At 40.0% G+C, this 20182-nt stretch carries 22 protein-coding genes; 12 read left to right on the forward strand and 10 right to left on the reverse strand.

The window, feature by feature from the left end; genetic code table 11:
• Positions 1-10: 10 nt before the first annotated feature.
• The 4 genes from ATK78_RS21680 to ATK78_RS21695 are packed head-to-tail and all read left to right on the forward strand — an operon-like array spanning position 11 to position 2435.
• The gene (locus ATK78_RS21680; RefSeq protein ID WP_133578238.1) at positions 11-457 is read left to right on the forward strand and encodes a 3-hydroxyacyl-ACP dehydratase FabZ family protein; all 447 of its coding nucleotides are present in this window, start codon (positions 11-13) and stop codon (positions 455-457) included.
• Entirely contained in the window at positions 450-1727 is a 1278-nt protein-coding gene (locus ATK78_RS21685; RefSeq protein WP_133578239.1) for a beta-ketoacyl-[acyl-carrier-protein] synthase family protein, read from the forward strand. The genes ATK78_RS21680 and ATK78_RS21685 overlap by 8 nt, the downstream gene beginning before the upstream one ends.
• The gene (locus ATK78_RS21690) at positions 1720-1974 is read left to right on the forward strand and encodes an acyl carrier protein (protein ID WP_133578240.1); all 255 of its coding nucleotides are present in this window, start codon (positions 1720-1722) and stop codon (positions 1972-1974) included. The genes ATK78_RS21685 and ATK78_RS21690 overlap by 8 nt, the downstream gene beginning before the upstream one ends.
• Positions 1971-2435 (forward strand): 4'-phosphopantetheinyl transferase family protein, encoded by a 465-nt coding sequence (locus ATK78_RS21695; protein ID WP_133578241.1) that lies wholly within the window; start codon positions 1971-1973, stop codon positions 2433-2435. The genes ATK78_RS21690 and ATK78_RS21695 overlap by 4 nt, the downstream gene beginning before the upstream one ends.
• On the opposite strand, the gene ATK78_RS21700 is transcribed toward ATK78_RS21695, so the two are convergent.
• From ATK78_RS21700 to ATK78_RS21710, 3 genes are all read right to left on the reverse strand, one after another.
• Positions 2426-3322: a Ppx/GppA phosphatase family protein gene (locus ATK78_RS21700; protein ID WP_133578242.1), complete on the reverse strand. Its 897-nt coding sequence runs from the start codon at positions 3320-3322 to the stop codon at positions 2426-2428. The two genes, ATK78_RS21695 and ATK78_RS21700, sit on opposite strands and share 10 nt — an antisense overlap.
• Positions 3323-3327: 5 nt before the next feature.
• Positions 3328-5382, reverse strand: coding sequence for a polyphosphate kinase 1 (ppk1, locus tag ATK78_RS21705; RefSeq protein ID WP_133578243.1), 2055 nt, complete (start codon positions 5380-5382; stop codon positions 3328-3330).
• A gap of 108 nt (positions 5383-5490) precedes the next feature.
• On the reverse strand, positions 5491-6054 hold the full coding sequence (locus ATK78_RS21710) for a hypothetical protein (RefSeq protein ID WP_133578244.1): 564 nt from the start codon (positions 6052-6054) through the stop codon (positions 5491-5493).
• A gap of 161 nt (positions 6055-6215) precedes the next feature.
• Between ATK78_RS21710 and ATK78_RS21715 the strand changes: the two genes are divergently transcribed.
• Complete coding sequence (locus ATK78_RS21715; protein ID WP_133578245.1) at positions 6216-6707, forward strand: YajQ family cyclic di-GMP-binding protein; 492 nt, start codon at positions 6216-6218, stop codon at positions 6705-6707.
• A complete protein-coding gene (locus ATK78_RS21720) occupies positions 6707-7141 on the forward strand; it encodes a GNAT family N-acetyltransferase (protein WP_133578246.1) in 435 nt (144 codons plus the stop codon). Before ATK78_RS21715 ends, ATK78_RS21720 begins: the two co-directional genes overlap by 1 nt.
• A gap of 13 nt (positions 7142-7154) precedes the next feature.
• On the opposite strand, the gene ATK78_RS21725 is transcribed toward ATK78_RS21720, so the two are convergent.
• Entirely contained in the window at positions 7155-8468 is a 1314-nt protein-coding gene (locus tag ATK78_RS21725; protein WP_133578247.1) for a nicotinamide mononucleotide adenylyltransferase, read from the reverse strand.
• Between the two features lie 92 nt (positions 8469-8560).
• Here ATK78_RS21725 and ATK78_RS21730 point away from each other — a divergent pair, with 92 nt between their 5' ends.
• Positions 8561-10276 carry an ABC transporter ATP-binding protein gene (locus ATK78_RS21730; protein WP_133578248.1) on the forward strand — a complete coding sequence of 572 codons (1716 nt, stop codon included), beginning with the start codon at positions 8561-8563 and terminating at the stop codon, positions 10274-10276.
• On the opposite strand, the gene ATK78_RS21735 is transcribed toward ATK78_RS21730, so the two are convergent.
• The gene (locus ATK78_RS21735) at positions 10273-11193 is read right to left on the reverse strand and encodes a mechanosensitive ion channel family protein (protein WP_133578249.1); all 921 of its coding nucleotides are present in this window, start codon (positions 11191-11193) and stop codon (positions 10273-10275) included. The two genes, ATK78_RS21730 and ATK78_RS21735, sit on opposite strands and share 4 nt — an antisense overlap.
• Positions 11194-11300: 107 nt before the next feature.
• Here ATK78_RS21735 and rnr point away from each other — a divergent pair, with 107 nt between their 5' ends.
• Complete coding sequence (gene rnr, locus ATK78_RS21740) at positions 11301-13433, forward strand: ribonuclease R (RefSeq protein ID WP_133578250.1); 2133 nt, start codon at positions 11301-11303, stop codon at positions 13431-13433.
• Positions 13434-13452: 19 nt separating this feature from the next.
• On the forward strand, positions 13453-14421 hold the full coding sequence (locus ATK78_RS21745; RefSeq protein ID WP_133578251.1) for a polyprenyl synthetase family protein: 969 nt from the start codon (positions 13453-13455) through the stop codon (positions 14419-14421).
• Positions 14422-14435: 14 nt separating this feature from the next.
• Here ATK78_RS21745 and ATK78_RS21750 read toward each other — a convergent pair whose 3' ends face one another.
• Positions 14436-15395 carry a response regulator gene (locus ATK78_RS21750; RefSeq protein ID WP_133578252.1) on the reverse strand — a complete coding sequence of 320 codons (960 nt, stop codon included), beginning with the start codon at positions 15393-15395 and terminating at the stop codon, positions 14436-14438.
• Between the two features lie 212 nt (positions 15396-15607).
• Here ATK78_RS21750 and ATK78_RS21755 point away from each other — a divergent pair, with 212 nt between their 5' ends.
• Positions 15608-15970, forward strand: coding sequence for a helix-turn-helix domain-containing protein (locus tag ATK78_RS21755; RefSeq protein WP_133578253.1), 363 nt, complete (start codon positions 15608-15610; stop codon positions 15968-15970).
• 73 nt (positions 15971-16043) lie between these two features.
• Here ATK78_RS21755 and rpmA read toward each other — a convergent pair whose 3' ends face one another.
• The 4 genes from rpmA to ATK78_RS21775 form a co-directional block, all read right to left on the reverse strand.
• A complete protein-coding gene (gene rpmA / locus ATK78_RS21760) occupies positions 16044-16472 on the reverse strand; it encodes a 50S ribosomal protein L27 (RefSeq protein WP_133578254.1) in 429 nt (142 codons plus the stop codon).
• A gap of 53 nt (positions 16473-16525) precedes the next feature.
• On the reverse strand, positions 16526-16837 hold the full coding sequence (gene rplU / locus ATK78_RS21765; protein ID WP_133578255.1) for a 50S ribosomal protein L21: 312 nt from the start codon (positions 16835-16837) through the stop codon (positions 16526-16528).
• An 83-nt stretch (positions 16838-16920) separates the two neighbouring features.
• On the reverse strand, positions 16921-17433 hold the full coding sequence (locus ATK78_RS21770) for a hypothetical protein (RefSeq protein WP_133578256.1): 513 nt from the start codon (positions 17431-17433) through the stop codon (positions 16921-16923).
• 8 nt (positions 17434-17441) lie between these two features.
• A complete protein-coding gene (locus ATK78_RS21775) occupies positions 17442-18869 on the reverse strand; it encodes a dicarboxylate/amino acid:cation symporter (protein ID WP_133578257.1) in 1428 nt (475 codons plus the stop codon).
• Between the two features lie 134 nt (positions 18870-19003).
• On the opposite strand from ATK78_RS21775, the gene ATK78_RS21780 reads away from it, so the two are divergent.
• Together ATK78_RS21780 and ATK78_RS21785 are read left to right on the forward strand one after the other, a co-directional pair.
• Complete coding sequence (locus ATK78_RS21780) at positions 19004-19501, forward strand: RNA polymerase sigma factor (protein WP_133578258.1); 498 nt, start codon at positions 19004-19006, stop codon at positions 19499-19501.
• Entirely contained in the window at positions 19488-20087 is a 600-nt protein-coding gene (locus ATK78_RS21785; protein WP_133578259.1) for a hypothetical protein, read from the forward strand. Before ATK78_RS21780 ends, ATK78_RS21785 begins: the two co-directional genes overlap by 14 nt.
• Positions 20088-20182 lie beyond the last annotated feature (95 nt).

Consider the following 20182-nt stretch of genomic DNA (forward strand, 5'->3'; position numbering starts at 1 on the left):
AAAATTAAACATGAATAAAGAAGAAATATTACAGTGCCTGCCCTATTCAAAGCCCTTTTTATTTGTAGATGAATTGCTGGAAATTGATGAAAACTCAGTATCCGGAACGTATACGTTTGATAAAAGCCTTGATTTTTACAAAGGACACTTTAAAGACCATCCGGTAACTCCAGGTGTGATCTTAACAGAAACAATGGCACAGATTGGTTTGGTTTGCCTGGGCATTTACCTGACCGGAAATTCTGAATCCGGTGTTCCGGGACATGTAATGCTTACATCTACTGCCATTGATTTCATGAAGCCTGTTTTTCCGGGTGAAAAAGTAAAGGTGCTGGCAGAGAAGATCTATTTCCGCTTTAAAAAATTAAACTGCAGTGTTCAGATGCTTAATGCAGCCGGAGAAGTGGTATGCAAAGGCACAATCGCGGGTATGGTAACCAATAAGATGAATGGATAAACGGGTTGTGATCACAGGATTGGGCGTTGTTGCCCCTAATGGAGTTGATCTGACCTCATTTGCGGAAGCCATCAGGAATGGGACTTCTGGCATCCGGCATGATCCCCAGTTAGAACAACTTCAATTTTCCTGTCAGATTGCAGGAAAACCGGACCTGGAAGCCTCCCATATCGCTAAATACCTAAGTCCGCTGGAACTACGGAATTTTAACAGTACGGGGATCCTTTATGGGATTATTGCAGGCATAGATGCCTGGACAGATGCCGGATTATCCCTGGAGCAAAATGAAGATCCGGACTGGGATAGCGGGACGATATTCGGTGCAGGAACTTCCGGCATTGATAAATTCAGGGAATCGATCTATAAGCTCGATGAACTGCAGATCAAAAAACTGGGCAGTACTGTTGTGGTTCAAACCATGGTTAGCGGGGTTAGTGCTTACCTGGGCGGCAAGCTTGGACTCGGAAACCAGGTAAGCACCAATTCATCTGCCTGTATTACGGGCACAGAAAGCATTTTAATGGCTTATGAGCGCATAAAAACCGGACAAGCAACTAAGATGCTCGCTGGCAGTACAAGTGACAGCGGACCCTATATCTGGAGCGGCTTTGATGCCATGAAAGTCTGCACCTATAAACACAATAATGTTCCGGAACAAGGCTCTCGGCCCATGAGTGCCACGGCAGCCGGATTTGTTCCCGGAAGCGGCGCAGGCGCATTGGTTTTGGAATCTCTGGAAAGCGCAACTAAAAGAGGCGCAAAGATCTATGCAGAGATCTTGGGCGGTGCCATCAATTCCGGCGGCCAGCGTGGAAGCGGAACCATGACCGCCCCAAATTCCATTGCTGTTCAGCGTTGTATTAAAAGCGCAATGGCCAATGCAAAGGTAACTGCTGCTGAGATCGATTGTATAAACGGCCACCTGACCGCTACGGCAAAAGACAGCCTTGAGATAGAAAACTGGACAGCAGCCCTGGAACGCAAAGGGAGTGATTTTCCATATATAAACTCCTTAAAATCTACCATAGGGCATTGTTTGAGTGCTGCAGGCAGCATCGAATGCGTGGCTGCCGTACTGGAACTCCGTGAAGGTTTTATCTTTCCAAATATCAATTGTGAAGATCTGAACCCGGAAATAACCCGGTTGATCAGCAGGGATAAAATTCCGCAAACGATGATCAGGGCAGACCTTAAAATACTCGCCAAAGCAAGCTTTGGATTTGGAGATGTCAATGCATGCATTCTCTTAAAAAAATACGACCATGAATAAAGAAGTATTAACAGAAAAACTCAAAGCCATTATTTCTACTTATGCCCAGGATCCTGCAGCATTAGAGAACATGACCGAAAGTACAGATTTTATTACCGATCTTAAAATCAACTCAGCAAACCTTGTTGATGTGGTTCTGGATCTTGAAGAAGCCTTTGACATTGTCATTGACAATCAATCCATGGAACGTATGCTTACCGTAGGTACTGCACTGGAAATTATAGAAATTAAATTAAGTGAAAAATGATCGGAAACGACATTGTTGATCTTAATCAGGCATTAAAGGATAGCGATTGGAATAGAAAAGACTATCTTAAAAAGATCTTTACAGCCGAAGAACAATTCATGATCTCATCCGGAACCTGCTCAAACCTGCTCGTATGGTTATTGTGGACCATGAAGGAATCTGCCTATAAGGTACATGCCAGGAAATTTAAATTGCGGGAGTTTGCCCCTTTAAAAATAAGCTGCCGTAACCTCATTGTCCATGAGCATCATGCCATTGGTGAGGTTAATTACGATGAAGAGCTTTACTATACATCCAGCACCCTGCAAACGGATTATATCCACACCTTAGCAGCCATAGATCAAACAGACCTGACGCTTGCAAAAGTTATGATCAGTGCTTACGATACTTCAGATTATAGAAGTACCGGTCCGGCATCAGTAAGCCATCATGGAAAATACCTTGCGCTTGCCTATTTATAAACTGCTTTATTCAGATTTTCTTCAATCAGCAGGTTAATGATCCCATCAACCATTCCAACCTTTGGCACATAGACCTGCTTAATACCTGTCCACTTCATCAATGTAATATAGATCTCGCAAGCTGGAATGATCACATCCGCACGGTCGGGATTAAGACCAAACACACTGATCCGTTCTTTTAAAGAGAGACTGTTTAGCTGGTTGTAAAGAGACTTTAATTTTAAGAAGGTAAGCGGCATCCCTTCCTTTTCGTCAGACATACGGAATAATTTATTGATGTTTCCACCAGTTCCAATACCTGCTACATTTTTAAGGGACTTTGTATTTTCCTTAACCCAGATCCTCATATCTTCCCAGGTTTCTTCTTTATCCTTATTGTCCAGGATCCGAATGGTACCAATATCAAACGACTTTGAGGCAACCGGAACCTTCTCTACAAATACAGAAAGCTCGGTACTGCCACCGCCAACATCGATATAAAGATAACTCTTTTTAAGGTCCAGGTTTTCTTCAATATGATTAGAATAAATAATATTAGCCTCGCGCTGTCCTTCAATGATCTCCAGATCCAGGTTGGTATGCTCCTTGATCTTCTTTATGAGTTCCTGACCATTCTTTGCTTCCCGCATGGCGGATGTGGCACAAGCAAGGTATTCCGAAACGTGATAAACATCCATCAAATTTTTAAACGCAGCCATGGTTTTCAACAAATCCTCTGCCTTACGCTCAGATATATGCTGATCTAAAAAAGCATCGTCACCCAATCTTAGCGGCACACGGATTAATGTGTTCTTTTTAAAGGTAAAACCAGAATCGGTCTTAGAGATATCAGCAATGAGTAACCTTACAGCATTTGATCCTATATCTATGGCAGCGTATCTTAACATTGAAGTTATTGGTGTTTATTTTTGAGGTAATTATAGGTTTGCACTTGCGCCCTAATTTTTGTTGTTAATCTATTTTTGTGGTATTTATTATTGTTTAATCTCGTAATGTCCCGTGCTTTCACATTATCCTGCAGCTGAAACTCGATGATATCCCTGATCTCCTGACGAACCTCAGCGTCCAATACCGGAAACCCTACTTCTACACGATGCTCCAGGTTCCTGCTCATCAGATCAGCCGAAGAAAGGATCATTTCTTCTTTCTCATTGTTTCCAAAAATAAAGACACGGGCATGTTCCAAAAATTTATCAATGATGCTGATCACGGTGATGTTTTCACTGTAACCGGCAACTCCGGGAACCAGTGTACAAATTCCGCGTACGATCATTTTTATTTTGACACCCGCATTACTGGCTTCGTAAAGTTTTTCAACTACCCCCTCATCCGCAATACTGTTTACTTTAAGGATCATGTAGGCTGGCTTACCTTGTTTGGCAAACTTAATTTCACGGTCTATCAGCGCATAAAGCTTAGTTCTGGATTCCAGAGGGGAAACAATTAAATGCTTAAACCCTTTAACTACCGTTTTTTTGTTCAGCGCGGTAAATAATTTCAACAGGTCTGAAGTAATTTCTTTTTTAGAAGTAAAGATGCTATGGTCACAGTAGAGCTTTGCGGTTTTTTCATTGAAGTTACCCGTGGCCAAATTGGCGTAATAAACGGCCCTTCCTTTTTCCATGCGTTTAACAAGGCAGATCTTAGAGTGCACCTTATAATCGGTAAGGCCATAATTAACGTGAACCCCTTCTTCTTCCAGCCTGCTTGACCAAAAAATATTTGCCTGTTCATCAAACCGCGCTTTTAATTCTACCAGGCAATTTACCTTTTTACCATTTTTGGCGGCATTGATCAGCGCATTGATCACCCTGGAATTTTCTGCCAAACGGTATAACGTGATGTTAATTTCAGTAACCTTCGGATCAATAGCGGCCTCACGAAGAAAAAGGATGATATAATCATAAGATTGATAGGGCAAATTGATCAGATAATCTTTTTCCTGCAGCTTATTAAAAATACTTTCAGTACGGTGTAATCCGGAAACCTTAATTGGAGGGGCTGGCGGATATTCAAGTTCTTTAGAGCCTACATTGGGAAACGCAATAAAATCTTTAAAACGGTGGTAACGGTTACCCGGGATCAGGCTTTCAGCCTCGATCTTCATTTTAGAAACCAATACCGTAAGCATATCAAATGGCATCTCAGTATCATAAAGCAGCCGCATGGGTTTACCCTTTTTACGTTTATCCAAGCTGGTTTTAAGTTCTTCAATAAATTTGTCGCTCACATTCTTGTCAATATCCAACTCAGCATCCCTGGTCAGCTGAATAGAAAAGGCATCTATAATGTCATAATTGAACACATAAAAGATATCATCAAGACAATATTTAATGATATCCTCTGCGAGGATGATAAACTTTAGCCCATTGGTTTCAGGAAGTACCAAAAACCGTGGAAGATCAGGAGGAAGCTCAATTAATGCATATTTCTCATTCTTAGATGACTTTTTGGAAAGCCGTACAAAGAAGTACAAATACCTGTCTTTGAGTTCTGGAAATGGCTTTTCAAGATCAATCATGATCGGAACCAGATTGGACAGGATCCTGTCCCGGAAATGATTCCTGACAAACTCTCCCCTGGACACATTTAACTGGGTCTCGTTTAAGATAAAGATCCGGTTCTGGGCAAGTTCATTAATTAAAGTGGCTTGAAAGAGCTGCTCAAATTTACGCTCCTGCTTTACTACAATATTCTTAATCTCATTTAAAACCTTTTTTGGATTAAAGCCCAGCAAGTTCTTTGCCTTATCATTTAAGTTAGACAGCCGGCTCATCGTTGCAACCCTTACGCGATAAAACTCTTCGAGATTTGATGAGAAAATAGACAAAAATTTGATGCGTTCAATCAGAGGTACAGTTTCATCCGCAGCTTCCTGCAGCACACGATCATTAAAATATAACCAACTGATTTCCCTGTTTAAAAAGGGAGCCTTCTTTTTTGTCATGAATAAAAATAAAAAAAATCCCTGCCTAAACAGGGACGTTCAAAACTGCAAATTTTATTGTTAAGTTATTGTTAATTATCACCCTTCATCTAAAAATAAGATAACCGACTATTTACTTTCAGGCGTTGTTTTTGTTTTAACCTCAGCTTTAGCAGGGACTGCTTTTTTTACAGGGGCTTTAGCCGCAGCGGGAGTTTTAACAACAGGAGCTTTGATAGCTGCTGCTTTAGCTGAAACCTTAGAAACTACTTTTTGTATGGGCTTAGCAATCGCATTGGCTGCTTTTTCTTCAGTAGCAATGGCTGCAACCTTAACACTTTGAACCACAGGCTTTGCTTTTTTAACTGCTTTAGCAACTACCTTTTCCGCACTTTTAGCACCCTTTACCACACTTTTCTTAACCGATTCTACTTTTTCTTTAACTGGCGGCGTTTTCGCAGCAGCAGCCTCATCCAGTTTACTTTCTACAGCCGCTTTTACCTCGCTGAATTTTTTTGATAACTTCTTAGCAACAAACTTGCTCGCAATTTCAATATCCTTACCGATCTTTTCTGCATCATGTCCAAGATGTTTAACCACTTCCAGGATCTTTTCTGTAAGCGTCTTCTCTAATTCTTTCTTAGCTGCCTTTTTAGCATCTTTTTTTTGCACTTTTGGTTTAACGGTTTTCATGTCTTATGATTTAAATGTTAGGATTTATAGGCTGTTGACAATTTATGAAATTCCATTTTTTTACATGAAAAGTCACATTCGTTCACATAATTTTTGTTTTTTTGTACCGGTAATCAATTTTTACCCTAATCTAATATATTTTTTACTATAAAGCTATAATCATGCCCACTTTCGATATCGTAAGCAAAGTTGATTCGCAAACATTTGATAATGCGATGAATAATGCAAAAAAAGAAATTCTAAACCGTTATGATTTCAGCACTTCAAAGAGTACGATAGATCACGATAAAAAAACGAACATGATCACCATCGTTACAGAAGATGATATGCGCTTAAAAGCCATAGAAGATTCCATAATTTCAAGGATGGTCAAACAAAACCTGGATGCCAAAAGCCTGGATTTTGGTAAGGAACAATATGCATCCGGCAATATGATCCGTAAGGAGATCACCGTCAAAGAAGGTATTGATAAAGAAACGGCAAAGAAAATTGTCGCGAAGATAAAAGCAAGCGGATTAAAAGTGCAGGCTTCTATGATGGACGACCAGGTGCGGGTACAAAGCAAGAGTATTGATGACCTTCAGGGTGTGATTGCACTGTGCAGGAAGGAAGACTTTGGACAGCCCCTTCAGTTTATCAATATGCGCAACTAATGGAAATTGCAGACAGCGGCTTTATCTTTTCAGACGATGTTAAGAAGATCGATCCAATTGCAGTCCACCATTATTTAAGTACACAATCCTATTGGGCACAAAATATTCCTTTGGAAGCAGTTAAAACTTCCATTGAGAATTCTTTGTGTTTCGGGATCTATAAAGATAAGATACAGGTAGGCTTTGCAAGATGGATTACGGATAAGGCCACATTTGCGTATCTCGCAGATGTGTATGTAGAAGAAGTATACCGGGGACAGGGTTTATCCAAAAAACTCATGTCAGTTATGCTGTTCCACAAAGACCTGCAGGGTTTGCGAAGATATATGCTTGCCACACAGGATGCGCATGAACTGTATGCACAGTTTGGCTTTAAAGCAATCGAGCATCCCGACCGTCTGATGGCCATAGTGATCAAAGACGCTTATAAATAAAAAGACTGTATTGCTATACAGTCTTTACATCATCCTCGCTGTATTCTTTAATGTCAGTAATATACCCGTTGATGATCAAAAAATCAAATAATGGTTTGGCATCCGGAGTAACCGGCATATTTGCCGTAGTGATCACTGCATTTGTTTTCTTGTCTAAAAACGGATAGGCAAAAAGCTTCACATTTTTGCTGAACATATCACTTACATAACTCAGCAGCTGACTGGAATAGTTCTCTCCAAAATTGCTTGAATTAAATACGAACTTTAAGTTATTGATATTGGTAGACAGCCCTACGCTTTTAGGACGGCACCGGTCTAAATATTTAGCCAGCTTATTGTGCCTGGAAAAATTAGATACAATCACCTTATTTCCTGTTTTACACATGTCTTCAGCGCGCTGGGCAACAGACTCAAGGTCAATATCTTCATCAATCTCATCGTCATTGGTAATTACGTTTGACATCAATACCTCGATCAGCACGCTTAGATTTTCTTCTTTCACGTTTTCCGTGCGTACAAACTGATCTACCGCCTTATTGAGCATGCTAAAGTTTGGGTTTGATTTCTGCGCATATTTTGTGCGTAAGATCATGATGTCTTTCTTATACAGCAGGTCCTTGGGAAGCTGCGGCTTGCCGTTCGCATCAAATATGGCCGCATCAGAAAAATCCTTAACGATCAGATAAAGATTTAAAAGAATATTATTGATATTCTGGAATGCAGGTCCGTTTACAGAGATCAGATCAATTTCAACAGAACCTACCGTGAGGTTGTCTGCCAGGGATTCGATCATCGTCTTCGGATCTTTATGATAGTAGAAAGCAGCATAAACTAAATTTACACCAATAATACCCAGTACATTTTGCTGCAGTGCAGCATCCGTATCCAGCAACCTTACATGAAAGAAGATCTCATTCGCTTCTCCGTCTGGTTCTACCTGAAAACGCAGTCCAATCCAGCCATGGGGATCATTTGATTTATTGTAGTTTAAGGTTGTTACCGTATCCGCGAACGCAAAAAAAGTACGGTCGTCATATTTTTCACCATTTAACCGTTCATTTAAAAGTCCGAATTCATGACCAAGCATCTTTAGTAACCTGGATTGACTCACATATCTTCCAGACGTTTCTACGCCATAAATGGCGTCGCTGAATGTCATATCATAAGCCGACATGGTCTTTGCTACCGTACCAGATGCAGCACCCGCGGTAAAGAAGTTACGGGCAACCTCTTGTCCGGCACCGATCTCAGCAAATGTTCCGTAAATTTTAGGGTTTAAGTTAATCTTTAAGGCTTTTCGCTTGGTATCAAGAATTTCTCTTTCCATAGTGCAAAAATAGTACAAACAGATGAATTGAAAGATAAAATACTTACCTTGATACCAAAATTTTACTTATCAAGACCCTATCTAAGTAACCGATGCTTCACGTTAAAAATCTCGACATCCAATTTCTGAATAAAGAAAATAAGTCCTGGCATCAGGCGGTCAGTAACGTTAACTTTAGCATTGGAAAAGGAAAGGTTCTGGGTATAGTTGGTGAATCAGGCTCCGGAAAATCGGTCACCTCATTTTCAATCATGAGGCTTCATGATCCCCAAAGCACCAAAATTGGCGGACAGATCGTATTTAGCCAGGTTAACTTACTGGAGTTATCTGCAGAAGAGATCAGGAAATACAGAGGCAATAAAATTGCCATGATCTTCCAGGAACCAATGACCTCATTAAATCCTGTATTTACTTGCGGAGAACAGGTAAAGGAAGCGATCATGCTGCATCAAAAAGTGGATAAGAAGACCGCTGCAGAACAAACCATATCTCTTTTTGAAGAAGTACAACTGCCCAGACCTGAGCACATTTACAGCAGTTACCCGCATCAGCTTTCCGGCGGACAAAAGCAGCGCGTTATGATTGCGATGGCACTGAGCTGTAACCCCGAACTTTTAATAGCTGATGAGCCGACAACCGCGCTTGATGTTACGGTTCAGAAAACCATACTTCAATTGCTGCTCAGAATTAAGGAAGAACGAGACATGGCCATGATCTTCATTTCTCATGATCTTGCCGTAATCAGCGAGATTGCCGATGAGGTGGCCGTGATGTATAATGGGACCATTGTAGAGCAGGGAAATGCAAGAGAATTATTTGAAAACCCAAAGCACCCTTATACCAAAGGTCTGCTTGCCTGCAGGCCCAGTCCGCAGCGCCTGCTTAAAAAACTACCAGTGGTTGCCGATTTTTTAAACGAAGACCCAAATGTAGCAGTAGCCCACCTATTAGAAAAAAATAGCTATACCCAACTTGAAATAGAAGAAAGAAGAAAAAATCTTTATAGCAACGAACCGCTGTTACAAATAAATGACCTGTGCACCTGGTATCCAATTAAAAAAGGGATTTTCGGTAAAACAACAGACCATGTCAAAGCGGTAGATCACATTAGTTTTAACGTTTTTCCCGGTGAAACCCTGGGTCTGGTAGGCGAATCCGGATGCGGCAAAACTACACTCGGAAGAAGCATATTGAGACTGGTAGAACCTACATCCGGTAAGATCATCTTTGAAAACCGTGACATCACCAGTTTAAACAGGACTGAGTTGAGAAAAATGAGAAGGGATGTTCAGATCATTTTTCAAGACCCTTACTCCTCTTTAAACCCCAGGTTAACGGTTGGTAATGCATTAATGGAGCCATTGCAGGTACACCAGATCTTTCAAAATGATCAGCAAAGAAAGGCCCACGTAATGGATCTGCTGGAACGCGTTGATCTGAAAGCAGCATATTTTAACAGGTATCCGCATGAGTTTTCAGGAGGACAGCGCCAGCGTATCGTCATAGCAAGGGCACTTGCCCTGAAACCAAAATTCATCATTTGTGATGAATCTGTTTCGGCCCTGGATGTTTCCGTACAGGCACAGGTATTAAACCTGCTCAGACAATTGCAGCAGGAATTCGGCTTAACCTATATATTTATTTCACATGACCTTGCGGTAGTTAAACACATCTCAGACCGGATGATCGTGATGAATAAGGGTAAAATTGAAGAAGAAGGTTTTCCTGAAGAGATCTATGATCATCCTAAGGCAGCATACACTAAAAAATTAATTGCCGCCATTCCGGGAACATCTGCATTGGGTTAATTGCCCTTCATTACTTTTTCAAGCTCAGCCTGCTCTTCTTTTTTCAATGACGCAGAAAGCCTCAGCAGCGCGGTGTTAATGGAGCGTGTAATCTCCCTTTCTTTTAGCTTATCGTAATGTTTTAACAATACCATCGCCTTAAAAACCGCTACGTCCTTGTTAATTGCAATCGTCTTCACGGTCAAACCACCAGGGATAATATTTGCAGTATAGCCTTCGATCACCTTATTAAGGTGGTTTTCAAGATATTCAGGTGTATATCCATTATCCAAAGACATATCAAATTCAATACTTAACTTTTTGGTGTTTTGCTTGGACTGGTTGATGATGACAGAGCTAAAAGCAATCGAATTAGGAACAATCACCATATCACTGTCTTCATTCTGCAGGATCATATTGATTAACGTGATGTCCAATATTTTCCCTTCATTGTCGCCGATCTTAATGTGATCACCAAGAGATAAGCGGTCAGAAAACATAATGATCAGTCCATTAATCATATTGGTAACATAATCTTTAAAGGTCAATGCAATTGCCGCAGCAACAATGGAGATGCTGGTAATGAACTCTTTCGGATCCGAACCGAAAAATACAATCAGCGCAAATAAAAAGAACAGTGTATTTAAAATAGAAACAATCCTGTTGATGCCCAGGATAAAGTTATCCTTAATGTTGTTCTTAAATTTATGTTTTCTAATGTACCAGTAGATGACGATCAGTCTTAAGATAGAAACAGCTAAGCTGGGGCCTAAAAAAGTAAGGAGACCACGTGCATAGTTTTCAAGATTTGGATATTGCAGATACAAATCAGGCCTGATTTGTTTACTGTGAAAATAAACCAGTACCCCGCATAAAACAGCCTTGATCAGGATGGTGATAATTTCATTGCCAATTTTTCTTTCTCTATCTTCAATCATTTCAGCCAAAAATATTATTAAACGCGCTGCGGTGCATGCGCAAAGGTACATAATACAACAATGTTTCACTTCAAATTGTTACCTTCGGATGATTCATATTTTACACAATGGCAAAAAAGAAATCTTCTCACCTCGAACTTGTTTTAATACAATTGATTAGCGATGTTCTAGAGAAAAGCAATAATGAGGCCTTAAATTACAAACAGGTCTCCGCTAAATTAAATATTACAGATACTGCTGCACGCGAAACTATAAATGAAGTTTTAAAGGATCAAGCAAAAAAAGGCATTTTTACAGAACCTGAAAAAGGAAAATATCGTTTAAAGGATTTAAAGGTATTCGTGATCGGCAAGGTCGATATGACCGCAGATGGTGCTGCCTTCGTGATCCCGGATGATGAATTCGAGAAAGACATATTTGTTTCTGCACGTAAGCTGCATAACGCGCTGAATGGCGATAAGGTTAAAGTTTATATCTACGCAAAGAAAAGCGGCCGTAAAAACGAAGGAGAGGTTGTAGAGATCATACAGCGTTTAAAAACCGACTTTATCGGGGTTATTAAAATATCAGATCGCTTTGCATTTGTTAATGTAGACGACCGTAAAATGCTTCATGACATTTTTGTTCCGCTAAGCGACCTTAATGGCGCTAAAAATGGGCAAAAAGTGCAGGTAAGCATTACAGACTGGCCAGAAGGTGCTAAAAACCCCATTGGAAGGATCACCACTATTCTCGGCGAACAAGGAGAGAATAATACGGAGATGAATGCCATACTTGCACAATTCGGCTTCCCGCTGGAGTTTCCAAAGGATGTAGAAAAAGAAGCCAATGCGATTCCTGAACAGGTTACTGAAGCCGACTTAAAGAACCGTAAAGATTTTAGGGATACCACGACATTTACAATTGACCCCGCTGATGCCAAAGATTTTGACGATGCCATTTCATTCAAAAAGCTTGCTAACGGAAATTATGAGATTGGGGTACACATTGCCGATGTATCCTATTATGTAAAACCGGGAAGCAACCTCGATAAAGAAGCCTTTTTAAGGGCAACCTCTGTATACCTGGTAGACCGCGTGATACCCATGCTGCCAGAACGGTTAAGCAATGGGGTGTGTTCATTGCGCCCGAATGAAGATAAACTATGCTTTGCAGCCGTATTTGAACTCGATGACCGTGCCCATATCATTTCAGAATGGTTTGGCCGCACAGCCATCCACTCCAACAGAAGATTTAGCTACGAAGAGGCTCAGGAGGTTATTGAAAATAAAGCAGGCGACTACGCTGAAGAGCTTACCAAGCTGAATGAACTGGCCTATATCCTGCGTGAGCAGAAGTTTAAAAATGGTGCGATCAGCTTTGAAAGTACAGAAGTTAAATTTAAACTGGATGAAACCGGCAAGCCGTTGGGCGTTTATGTAAAAGAACGTAAAGATGCCCATAAGCTTATTGAAGATTTTATGCTGCTTGCCAACAAGAAGGTAGCAGAATTTGTAGCTAAAAAAGGTAAAGGAAAGGGTAAATATACGTTCGTTTATCGTTCACATGATTCACCTAACCTGGAGAACCTGGGTAATTTCGCATTATTTGCAGCGCGGTTTGGCTATAAGATCAACATGAAAACCGATAAGGACATTGCCAATTCTTTAAACTTCCTGATGGAAGACGTAGAAGGCAAGAAAGAGCAGAACGTATTGACCCAGCTGGCCATCCGGTCTATGGCAAAAGCGATATATACCACCAAGAAAACAAGTCATTACGGTTTAGCCTTTGATCATTACACTCACTTTACCTCTCCCATTCGCCGGTATCCGGACGTAATGGTACACCGGCTGCTCGCTTCGTATTTAAATAATGAAAAATCTGCCGATGCAGACTTTTATGAAACCGCATCATCCCATTCTTCTGCCATGGAAAAACGTGCCGCAGATGCAGAACGTGCGTCAATAAAATACAAACAGGCAGAATATCTTGAAGAAAACATAGGAAATACCTTCCTCGGAATAATTTCAGGAGTAACCGAATGGGGAATGTACGTAGAAATTATTGAGAACAAATGTGAAGGAATGATCCGCCTGAGGGATATTGCAGATGATTTCTATGTGCTGGATGAAAAGAACTACTGCATTGTTGGTCAGCGCAAAAAGAAAAAGTACCAGTTGGGTGATGAGGTTAAGGTAAAGGTCAAAAAAGTAGATCTGTCTAAAAGACAAATTGATTTCACTTTAGTACAGGATTAAGAACACTATAAAATCAAAAATGCATTCTCCGTCGGAATTATTAAAACAAATAGAAACAGCAATAGTAGAAATTGAATACCCAACTTATCCTGCAACGTTATACGAGCCCATAAGTTACATGATGAGCCTTGGCGGAAAACGCATCCGCCCAACCATGCTCTTGATGTCTGTAGACTTGTTTAACGGACAAATAGAGCCGGCAATACCAGCTGCATTAGCCATAGAGACCTTTCACAATTTTACCCTGATCCATGATGACATCATGGACAATGCACCCTTGCGCCGGGGTAAAAAAACAGTACATGAGAAATGGAATGTCAATACGGCTATATTAAGTGGCGATGTGATGATGGTAGAAGCCAACAAGCACCTCACCAGAGTGGATGTAAGCGTACTAAAACCAGCTCTTGATACATTTAACGCAACCGCACAAGGCGTTTGCGAGGGGCAGCAACTGGACATGGAATTTGAAAGCAGGGATGATGTCAGTATTCCTGAATATATAGACATGATCCGCTTAAAGACCGCAGTACTCGTAGGTGGTGCAATGAAGCTTGGCGCCATTGTAGCCGGTGCAACTGCAGATCATGCCGGGCTGATCTACAGCTTTGGTGAAAACCTCGGGATCGCCTTTCAGCTGCAGGACGATATACTGGATGTATTTGGAGATCCTGAAAAATTTGGAAAACAGATTGCGGGAGATATCATTGCCAACAAGAAGACTTTCCTTCTGTTAAAGCTGCAGGAGCTTGCAAATGCAGATGACCTTACGGAACTTACCAGCCAATTCAACAATGCAGACCTGAGCGACAAGATAGGGAATATCACTAAAATGTACAAAAGCTATAAGATCAGGGAAATTGCAACAGCTGAGATGAAAGCCTACCTGGATAAAGCCTTTGACGCCCTAAACCGCATTGATGTACCTGAATCTCAGAAATCACAGCTGATCAGTCTTTCTCTTGAACTGATGAACAGAGAGAAATAAATTACTTAAATGTATTAAAAGTCAAACATCAGCTTTACTTTGTCGTGGGTTAAAGGTTTTGAAACAAAATCTTTAACGAACTCGTACGACTTGGCTCTTGTTCTTTCTTTGGGATCAATGGATGAAGAAACGATGATCACATCGATTTCCATATGATGGGCCTGCATCATTTCAAGGAACCTCCATCCATCAATTTCAGGCATGTGCAGATCCAGTAAGATCAGGTCGGGATGATGCTTGTCGATATATTCCAATGCGGCTCCGGGCTTATCAAACAAAACCACCTGTTTTTCTGCATGATGCTTTTTAATAAGTGCCTGATGGATCTTATTGGTCATCACATCATCGTCAACCAAAACAATATGCCGCTTTCTTCTTTTCAGATACTCCTTTTCAAACGATTCAACAGTTTCATTCTTATTGATCAGTGAGTTCAGCGTAGCGATGATGTCATCGAGTTTTTCTGCCTGCATGTTAATGTCAGTGAGCAGCTCATTGATCTTCACACCGTCATAAGATTCAATTTGTGAATAATTAGTGATATTAGACAAGCTTAAAATATTGGTGATTGGAGCCCTCAGCTCATGTGAAGTAAAGTGAGAGTAATCATTGAGGATCTTTAATTGACCGAGGCCAATGTTATTGTTCAAAATGGTACAGATTACAAACTCCTCATTATTCTGAAGCATCGGTGTAAATACGATCTGCAGCAGGAGTTCTTTTGACTCTACATTTTCAAACTTACGCTCCAGGGTGAAGCAGTTACCGGCAAAACACTTCTTTATTTGCCTCTGTAGATGTGGTTTATATTTTTGTGCAACGATTTCCTCAATATTTCCCCCAATGTAGGGTTCGATTGCTATAAATTCTGTCAGGAAATTTAGGGGCTCAATATTAAAAAATGATAACCTCCCATTCCTGTCAATTATAAAAAAAGAACAGGCATACTGCTCACATACACCTTTAATAGGCATTTGAGATATGATTAAGGCCAATGCAGAGCTTAAATTTCATCTAAAGCGTAATTTATTTAAATCACTTTGTAAACTTTGCCTATCTTATTTACAAGAAACATCCGCAAAGCAGGCTCCTAATCCATATTTTAAATATTTATGGTTCATTAATTGCAAACCTATTTAATTATTAGCTAGATGCCCTATACAAATCAACAAAATAAAAATCAGATATGCAAGAATTACTGTCAAAAAGGGAAATTGGAGAACGGATAAAGAATTTGAGATTGGTAAACAAATTATCTCAGGCATATGTAGCAAATATACTTTCCATTTCCAGAAGCAATTACTCTCAAATAGAAATAGGAAATCAATACCCATCTTTTACCACCCTGCATTTGATAGCAAAGCACTACGGCACCAGCTACGACTGGATCTTACACGGAGATACATTCGTTTCAAATGTTTCAAAGACCCAAACTCCTGTCCTGGTAAAGATGCTCATCAATGAACTGGAGCACTCTGTTGAAAATTTTAAAGATACAATAAGGATCCTGGAACTTGAACTGACTAAATTCAATGAAGTACAATCCTGATAGATCTCAGAATTATGATATAAAAAAAGCCTGATTCAGATTGAACCAGGCTTTTCTATATAGAAATATTTTATTATTCTGCAGGTGCAGCTTCAGTTTCTGTAGTTTCAGTCTCTTCAACTTTAGCAGCTTTCTTTGCAGGTGCTTTTTTAGGTGCTTTTTCTTCAGCAGCAACTTCTGCAACCGGTGCCTCAGCTTTAGCTTCTTTAACAGCAGGTGCAACTTCAGCAGGAACTTCTTTAACTACCGCAGCAGGTAAAATAGATACATATGATTTGTTATCTTGTTTCTTTCTGAAGATTACAGTTCCATCAACCAAAGCGAATAATGTATGGTCTTTACCAATACCTACTCCTTTATCAGGATGATGTTTTGTACCGCGCTGACGTACTAAAATGTTTCCTGCGATAGCTTCCTGTCCACCAAAAATTTTGATACCTAAACGTTTGCTATGCGACTCGCGTCCGTTTCTCGAACTACCGGCTCCTTTTTTATGTGCCATGTTTTATATTTTATAAACTACCTATTGAAAAGTAAGTTTTGTTTAACAACTAATTATAAACTGATACCAGAGATCTGGATTTTAGTGAAATACTGGCGGTGACCGTTTTTCTTTTTGTAACCTTTTCTACGTTTCTTTTTGAAAACGATAACTTTATCACCTTTTAAATGAGACACGATTTTAGCTGAAACCGTAGCGCCTTTTAATAAAGGAGCACCTACAGAGATGTTACCACCATCTTCAACCAACAATACATTGTCAAATTCAATACTAGCGCCTTCATCTCCTTGTAAACGGTGTACAAAAAGGTGCTGGTCTTTTGCAACTTTGAATTGCTGTCCTGCTATATTTACTATTGCGTACATTGTTAAATAATTATTATTTTAAATTGTTTATTTTTTTATCGAGGTGCAAATATAGAACTTATTTTTCTAAATTCACAACACAATTACTTTTTATTACTATATCTTTCTTCCGCATCATTAATGCTCTGATCAATAAGATCTTTCATCTGTTTGGCAAGGTCCCTTAATTTCGGAATTTCATTGTAATCCGTCACGTAGGTTACTGTTTTAGATTTGCGTTTATAGTTAAACTGGATCACATACCTCAGCACCTTCGAAGTTTTAAGGTCGGTACCCGTATTTGCAATCAGGTCCGGGAAGTTCCAGAAGCCAATCTCATTGGCCTTACCATGAAGGTAAATAATATCGTTAGATCTCAGCTTAACATTTGTTCTGATCAATGAATCCTTTCCATCAATATACTGATAGTCGCCTGTAGCCGAATTATACGTGTTCTCCAGGTTATTTCCCGGCCCCCATTTATATACAATAGATACAAATTCAGCAGATTTAAAAGGTGCATTACGCAGCATAGGCATGTAATAGATCACGCAGTATGCTAAAAAAGGCACAACAATGGTTAACAATAAAAATATTTTCTTTGCTTTAGTACTCATAATTTAAATTAAACTTCTTCTGTTTCTATGTAGTCCGGATTAAATTCTCCCTCCCATTTTGCAATAACAACGGTGGCCAGACAATTCCCGATCACGTTTAATGACGTTCTGCCCATGTCCATCAGCTCATCAATGCCCAAAATAGCTGCAATGATAAACGTAGGTAACCCAAATTGATCTGCAGTAGCGATCAGAATGATCAGGGAAGCCCTTGGAATTGCAGCTACTCCTTTACTGGTGATCATCAGGGTAAATACGATCAGCAGCTGCTCACCAAAAGACAAGTGCATACCCGCAGCCTGGGCTACAAATATAGAAGCCAATGACAGGTATAATGTAGTTCCATCCAGGTTAAAGCTATAACCCGTAGGGATTACAAATGAAACGATCTTTCTGGGCACACCAAATTTCTCCATTGCACTCATGGCCTTTGGCAGGGCAGCGTCAGAACTTGTAGTTGCAAAGGCGATAGACACGGGTTCCTTGATCGCATTGATAAATTTAAGGATCGGTAGTTTGATATACAATGCGATTGGAAGCATCACCAGTAAAATAAATGCAAATAGCGCAACATATAAGGTGGCCACAAGCATAAAAAGGTTTTTGAGGATCTCTACCCCCATATGTCCTACCGTATAGGCCATAGCAGCACCAACACCAATTGGCGCAAAGTACATGATCACATTGGTAAACTTAAACATCGTTTCCGACAAGCTTTCGCAGAAATCGACCATGGGTTTTCTCTTCTTCTCATCAACCATAGCCAAACCGACACCAAAGATGATCGAAAAGATCACGATCTGAAGAATTTGTGCATCGTAAATGGATTTGGCTATATTTTCCGGAAATATGTTCCTAAAGAAAGCAAGCGTTTTGTATAACCAGTGAATGTGATCAGGTAAGGTTTGGAGAATACTCTCATCAGCAAGGTCTTTTACGGGCTTGGGCAGTTCGGTATGCGGCATGTTCTGGATGTTAACACCCGCTCCGGCCTGTGAGATATTAATTGCGGCCAAACCAATGAACAGGGCAACGGTGGTTGCGCAATAGAAATACAGCATGGATTTCCAGGCCATCCGGCCTACCTGCTTAAGATCTGAATGACCTGCAATACCATAAACCAATGTAGCAAAAAGTATGGGGCCAACAATGGTTTTAACCAGCTTAATAAAGCCTTTGCTCAATGGCTGCATCGCCACTGCAACATTCGGATAATCAATACCCAGAAATACACCCAGCACCATACATACTAAGATCCATGTGGTCAGGTTCTTTCTTAACACCGCATAAATAAACAGCACAACAGCCAGCGCCCATCTGGTTACCACCAGGAATACATCAGGAATGGAAACCAGGTTAAAATCTTTTAAAACAGCTAATATAATCGCAATGGTAACAAATGCTAAAGTAATTAACCCGGCACGGTTTTGTTTCATATCAGAGGTTTAGTTTGATCCTCAGCAAAAGTAATTAATTGCGTTAAGCCCGCAAACATTTATTAGTTTTGCAGTTCTTAATGTTTGTAACATTTTAAGATTAAACCAATCAAACACCCATTAGCCGTTAATTAATGGAAAAAAAGGACCAGTTATTTAAAGAAATCTTCGACACCAATTCGAAGAAGATATTCCATTTATGCTATGGATATACCGGAGATGAGGATTCTGCAAATGACCTGCTTCAGGAAACCTTTTTAAAAGTTTGGCAAAATCTGGATAAATTCCGCAATAAGTCCTTAATTTCTACCTGGATCTACAGGATCGCTGTAAACACCTGCTTAACCTATTTAAGATCAGAAAAACGCCAGGCAAAAGACGAACTTACTGAAAACATTATAGAAAACCGCCCGGAAGAATTCTCAGAAAAAAACGAACAGGTATCGTTACTTTATAAGGCCATTTCAAAACTGGAAGAAAATGATCGTCTGATCATTACCATGGTACTGGATGAGCTTCCTTACCATGAAATTGCAGATATATCTGGAATCAGTGAGGGAAACCTAAGGGTAAAAATTCATCGTATTAAATTAAAACTTACCGAATTATACAATCAGCATGCAAGAATTTGATCACATACAATCGCTTTGGCAATCACATTCTGTTGAGGTAAAAATCTCATCTGATGAAATGCTTTCACAGGCAAAGAAAGAAGTTGCAGGTATCACGACAAGGTCTTTATTTAATATCCTTGGAATGCTGCTTTCTTTCGCCGCCATTGTCGCATTGCAGCTATTTTATCCGTTCAATTCATGGACTACCCAAGCCGGGTTAACGATCATCATTATTGCAATTGCCCTTTATACCATTATCCTATATAAAGACTACCGCATCATTGCTAAAAATGACTTTACTGAACATCCAAACGCATTTTTATCAAACCTTAAAGTATACCAGCTTAATAAGTTTACCATCTATACCAAACTATACTGGATCTATGCAACTGCCATTTCAGTAGGCTTTATCCTATATTTTTATGAAATGCTCGATAACCTGAACATTTGGACACAAACAGGCATTATTGCTTTTACCATTCTTTGGATGGGCTTGTGTGCCACTATCTTAAGAAAAGCATACATGAAACGGGAAAAAGAACGAATAGACCTGCTCATTGAAAAGTTTGAACGAATTAGCGATCAGTTTAAAGAGGGTCAATAAAAAAGCCATCCGTAGCTTTCCGGATGACTTAACTATTAACTAACCTAAACTTTAAGTTTATCCAAACTTAGATGGCCAGTTTTTCTTTATATGCT

This window comes from Pedobacter metabolipauper (assembly GCF_004362715.1).
Classification (GTDB): domain Bacteria; phylum Bacteroidota; class Bacteroidia; order Sphingobacteriales; family Sphingobacteriaceae; genus Pedobacter; species Pedobacter metabolipauper.